General features: G+C 55.6%; 3 rRNA genes. All 3 read left to right on the forward strand.

The features are described 5' to 3' along the window. Positions 1 to 142: 142 nt before the first annotated feature. The 3 genes from GTW58_RS12610 to rrf all read left to right on the forward strand — a co-directional run bounded on the left by GTW58_RS12610 (position 143) and on the right by rrf (position 5,657). Positions 143 to 1,677 (forward strand): 16S ribosomal RNA (locus GTW58_RS12610). A gap of 528 nt (positions 1,678 to 2,205) precedes the next feature. After that, positions 2,206 to 5,335, forward strand: a 23S ribosomal RNA gene (locus GTW58_RS12615). A 205-nt stretch (positions 5,336 to 5,540) separates the two neighbouring features. Beyond that, positions 5,541 to 5,657, forward strand: a 5S ribosomal RNA gene (gene rrf, locus GTW58_RS12620). The 16S, 23S and 5S rRNA genes sit together here, the layout of an rRNA operon. Positions 5,658 to 5,671 lie beyond the last annotated feature (14 nt).

Here is a 5,671-nt window from a genome sequence, read left to right on the forward strand (position 1 = left end):
TCTGTTGTTTGAGAACTCAATAGTGTTTCATGTTTGTTGATACCAAATATTGTTTTGTTTGGTTGATGGCCTGCCCTGTTTGTGTGTCCTCGTCGACACTGGGGGTGGGTTTTATCGGCCAGGATATTGTTTTTCTGTTTTTTTGACGGAGAGTTTGATCCTGGCTCAGGACGAACGCTGGCGGCGTGCTTAACACATGCAAGTCGAACGCTGAAGCCCCAGCTTGCTGGGGTGGATGAGTGGCGAACGGGTGAGTAATACGTGAGTGACCTGCCCTTGACTCTGGGATAAGCCTGGGAAACTGGGTCTAATACTGGATACGACAGTACATCGCATGGTGTGTTGTGGAAAGGGTTTGTACTGGTTTTGGATGGGCTCACGGCCTATCAGCTTGTTGGTGGGGTAATGGCTCACCAAGGCGACGACGGGTAGCCGGCCTGAGAGGGTGACCGGCCACACTGGGACTGAGACACGGCCCAGACTCCTACGGGAGGCAGCAGTGGGGAATATTGCACAATGGGCGCAAGCCTGATGCAGCGACGCCGCGTGAGGGATGACGGCCTTCGGGTTGTAAACCTCTTTCAGCAGGGAAGAAGCGAAAGTGACGGTACCTGCAGAAGAAGCGCCGGCTAACTACGTGCCAGCAGCCGCGGTAATACGTAGGGCGCAAGCGTTGTCCGGAATTATTGGGCGTAAAGAGCTCGTAGGCGGTTTGTCGCGTCTGCTGTGAAAGCCCGGGGCTTAACCCCGGGTCTGCAGTGGGTACGGGCAGACTAGAGTGCAGTAGGGGAGACTGGAATTCCTGGTGTAGCGGTGAAATGCGCAGATATCAGGAGGAACACCGATGGCGAAGGCAGGTCTCTGGGCTGTTACTGACGCTGAGGAGCGAAAGCATGGGGAGCGAACAGGATTAGATACCCTGGTAGTCCATGCCGTAAACGTTGGGCACTAGGTGTGGGGGACATTCCACGTTTTCCGCGCCGTAGCTAACGCATTAAGTGCCCCGCCTGGGGAGTACGGCCGCAAGGCTAAAACTCAAAGGAATTGACGGGGGCCCGCACAAGCGGCGGAGCATGCGGATTAATTCGATGCAACGCGAAGAACCTTACCAAGGCTTGACATGCACCAGACCGTCCCAGAGATGGGATTTCCACTTTGTGGTTGGTGTGCAGGTGGTGCATGGTTGTCGTCAGCTCGTGTCGTGAGATGTTGGGTTAAGTCCCGCAACGAGCGCAACCCTCGTTCCATGTTGCCAGCACGCCCTTTGGGGTGGTGGGGACTCATGGGAGACTGCCGGGGTCAACTCGGAGGAAGGTGGGGATGACGTCAAATCATCATGCCCCTTATGTCTTGGGCTTCACGCATGCTACAATGGCCGGTACAAAGGGTTGCGATACTGTGAGGTGGAGCTAATCCCAAAAAGCCGGTCTCAGTTCGGATCGTGGTCTGCAACTCGACCACGTGAAGTCGGAGTCGCTAGTAATCGCAGATCAGCAACGCTGCGGTGAATACGTTCCCGGGCCTTGTACACACCGCCCGTCAAGTCACGAAAGTTGGTAACACCCGAAGCCGGTGGCCTAACCCTTGTGGGGGGAGCCGTCGAAGGTGGGACTGGCGATTGGGACTAAGTCGTAACAAGGTAGCCGTACCGGAAGGTGCGGCTGGATCACCTCCTTTCTAAGGAGCATTCATGCCCGTGTCGCCGTGTGGCGGCCCAACCCCTGATCTGCTTATTCGTGGGTGGTGGTTGTGTGGTGTGTGTTCATGGGTGGAATGTCAACAAACCATTGATCGTGCCCCGTGTGGTTCATGCGTGCTGGTTCTCCTCCTTGGTGGGGGTGGTGGTGTGTGTGGGTTGGGGTGTGGTGATGCTCGTGGTCTTCACGGCACTGTTTCCCTGGAAGTGTTCTGGGGTGGTGGTGGTGTGTGGGGTGCGGGGTGGAACACTGTTGGGTCCTGGAACAACAGGACCCTTCTCATCTGGTGGTGTGTGCCTGGTTGTCTCCCTGTGTGGGGGGTGGCGGGGTGTGCTGCTGGTGGGTAGGGGTGGTTGTTTCCGTCGATGACCCTGCGTCAGGATCACGCGAACGTGTGTTTGTGTGGTGGTGGTGTGTGGGTGTGTTGTTTGAGAACTGTATAGTGGACGCGAGCATCTTGTTCTTTATGTGATCGAGAACATTTTTGTATGTTTTTATGTGTGTCTGTTTGTAGATTGTTAAGGGCGCACGGTGGATGCCTTGGCATCAGGAGCCGATGAAGGACGTGGTAATCTGCGATAAGCCTCGGGGAGTCGATAAGCGGGCTGTGATCCGAGGATGTCCGAATGGGGAAACCCCGTCATCTGTGAGGGTGACGACCTGCATCTGAATTCATAGGGTGTAGGGGGGAACGCGGGGAAGTGAAACATCTCAGTACCCGCAGGAAGAGAAAACAATAGTGATTCCGTGAGTAGTGGCGAGCGAAAGCGGATGTGGCTAAACCGTTGGTGTGTGATACCTGGCAGGGGTTGCATCAGCGGGGTTGTGGGATGCGCTGTTCTCAGAGCTGTCGATCTGGGTGCGTGAGTGCGGAGTGGTAGTCGAAGCATCGTTGAGTGGTGTGCCGTAGAGGGTGGGAGTCCCGTAGACGAAACTGCTGTCCGCCGCGTGTGGCGTTGTCCCGAGTAGCACGGGGCTCGTGGAATCTCGTGTGAATCTGCCAGGACCACCTGGTAAGCCTGAATACTACCTGATGACCGATAGCGGACCAGTACCGTGAGGGAAAGGTGAAAAGTACCCCGGGAGGGGAGTGAAAGAGTACCTGAAACCGTGTGCTTACAAGCCGTTAGAGCCTTGACCCCTTTGGGGGTGTGGGGTGATGGCGTGCCTTTTGAAGAATGAGCCTGCGAGTTAGTGTCATGTCGCGAGGTTAACCCGTGTGGGGTAGTCGTAGCGAAAGCGAGTCTGAAGAGGGCGTTTGAGTGGCGTGATCTAGACCCGAAGCGAAGTGATCTACCCATGGCCAGGTTGAAGCGCGTGTAAGAGCGTGTGGAGGACCGAACCCACTTCAGTTGAAAATGGAGGGGATGAGCTGTGGGTAGGGGTGAAAGGCCAATCAAACTTCGTGATAGCTGGTTCTCCCCGAAATGCATTTAGGTGCAGCGTTGCGTGTTTCTTCCCGGAGGTAGAGCTACTGGATGGCTGATGGGCCTCACCAGGTTACTGACGTCAACCAAACTCCGAATGCCGGTGAAGTGAGAGCGTGGCAGTGAGACCGTGGGGGATAAGCTTCATGGTCGAGAGGGAAACAGCCCAGACCACCGACTAAGGCCCCTAAGCGTGTGCTAAGTGGGAAAGGATGTGGAGTTGCTTAGACAACCAGGAGGTTGGCTTAGAAGCAGCCATCCTTGAAAGAGTGCGTAATAGCTCACTGGTCAAGTGATTCCGCGCCGACAATGTAGCGGGGCTCAAGTACACCGCCGAAGTCGTGGCAATACACAATTGTTCCTGTAATGGGTGTGTGTTGGGTAGGGGAGCGTCGAGCGGGTGGTGAAGTCGCCGGGTAACCGAGTGGTGGAACCCGTTCGAGTGAGAATGCAGGCATGAGTAGCGAATGACGGGTGAGAAACCCGTCCGCCGGATGATCAAGGGTTCCAGGGTCAAGCTAATCTGCCCTGGGTGAGTCGGGACCTAAGGCGAGGCCGACAGGCGTAGTCGATGGACAACGGGTTGATATTCCCGTACCGGCGAGAAACCGCCAATACTGAGCTGGGGATACTAACCACTCCGCGCACCCGTCTCGCAATCAGCATTTGTGTTGGTTGCGTTGTGGTGTGTGGCGTGGGGCCTGATCCGGGGAGGTAAGCGTGTTAACAGGTGTGACGCAGGAAGGTAGCCGAGCCAGGCGATGGTTGTCCTGGTCTAAGCGTGTAGGGTTCCCCGTTGTTAAATGCGCGGGGTGTGTGCCTGAGGCGTGATGGGACCCCTTTGGTGGGGGATTCGGTGATCCTATGCTGCCGAGAAAAGCATCGACGTGAGGTTTTAGCCGCCCGTACCCTAAACCGACACAGGTGATCAGGTAGAGAATACTAAGGCGTTCGAGAGAATCATGGTTAAGGAACTCGGCAAAATGCCCCCGTAACTTCGGGAGAAGGGGGGCCCTGAGCGTGATGCACACAAGCGGTGTGGAGCGTGTAGGGGTCGCAGAGACCAGGGGGAAGCGACTGTTTATCAAAAACACAGGTCCGTGCGAAGTCGTAAGACGATGTATACGGACTGACTCCTGCCCGGTGCTGGAAGGTTAAGAGGACCTGTTAGACGTATGTCGAAGCGGAGAATTTAAGCCCCAGTAAACGGCGGTGGTAACTATAACCATCCTAAGGTAGCGAAATTCCTTGTCGGGTAAGTTCCGACCTGCACGAATGGAGTAACGACTTCCCTACTGTCTCAACCATGAACTCGGCGAAATTGCAGTACGAGTAAAGATGCTCGTTACGCGCAGCAGGACGGAAAGACCCCGTGACCTTTACTATAGTTTGGTATTGGTGTTTGGTGCGGCTTGTGTAGGATAGGTGGGAGACTGTGAACCGGGCACGCTAGTGTTTGGGGAGTCGTTGTTGAAATACCACTCTGGTCGCTCTGGATGTCTAACTTCGGCCCGTGATCCGGGTCAGGGACAGTGCCTGATGGGTAGTTTAACTGGGGCGGTTGCCTCCTAAAGAGTAACGGAGGCGCCCAAAGGTTCCCTCAGCCTGGTTGGCAATCAGGTGTTGAGTGTAAGTGCACAAGGGAGCTTGACTGTGAGAGTGACGGCTCGAGCAGGGACGAAAGTCGGGACTAGTGATCCGGCGGTACATTGTGGAATGGCCGTCGCTCAACGGATAAAAGGTACCTCGGGGATAACAGGCTGATCTTGCCCAAGAGTCCATATCGACGGCATGGTTTGGCACCTCGATGTCGGCTCGTCGCATCCTGGGGCTGGAGTTGGTCCCAAGGGTTGGGCTGTTCGCCCATTAAAGCGGCACGCGAGCTGGGTTCAGAACGTCGTGAGACAGTTCGGTCCCTATCCGCTGCGCGCGTTGGAAATTTGAGAAGGTCTGTCCTTAGTACGAGAGGACCGGGACGGACGAACCTCTGGTGTGTCAGTTGTTCCGCCAGGAGCATGGCTGATTGGCTACGTTCGGGAGAGATAACCGCTGAAAGCATCTAAGCGGGAAGCTTGCTTCGAGATGAGATTTCCTTCCAACTTTGTTGGTGTAGGTGCCCAGGAGATGATTGGGTTGATAGGCCGGATGTGGAAGCAGCGACTGTAAGAGTTGTGGAGCTGACTGGTACTAATACGCCGAAGATCTACACACACACGCATGTGTCACAACAACCAGGCTTTTCCTTTGTGGTAGGGGTGTGGTTGGTGAGCGGGGGTTGTGTTCGCGTCCACTGTATGGTTTTCGGGTAACACACCCGTTGAACCGGGGTTCTTGGGGCTGGTTGCTGACTGTGATGGTGGGTGGCGGTGGTCTTGGGGGTTTTGGTTTAGAGGGTTGTTGGATAGTTGTGTTGTTGTGCGGTGGTTATAGCGTGGGGGAAACGCCCGGTCCCATCCCGAACCCGGAAGCTAAGGCCTACAGCGCTGATGGTACTGCACTCGTGAGGGTGTGGGAGAGTAAGTCACCGCCGCATTAACACCACAAACA

The sequence above is a fragment of the Kocuria subflava genome (assembly GCF_012163155.1).
GTDB lineage: Bacteria > Actinomycetota > Actinomycetes > Actinomycetales > Micrococcaceae > Kocuria > Kocuria subflava.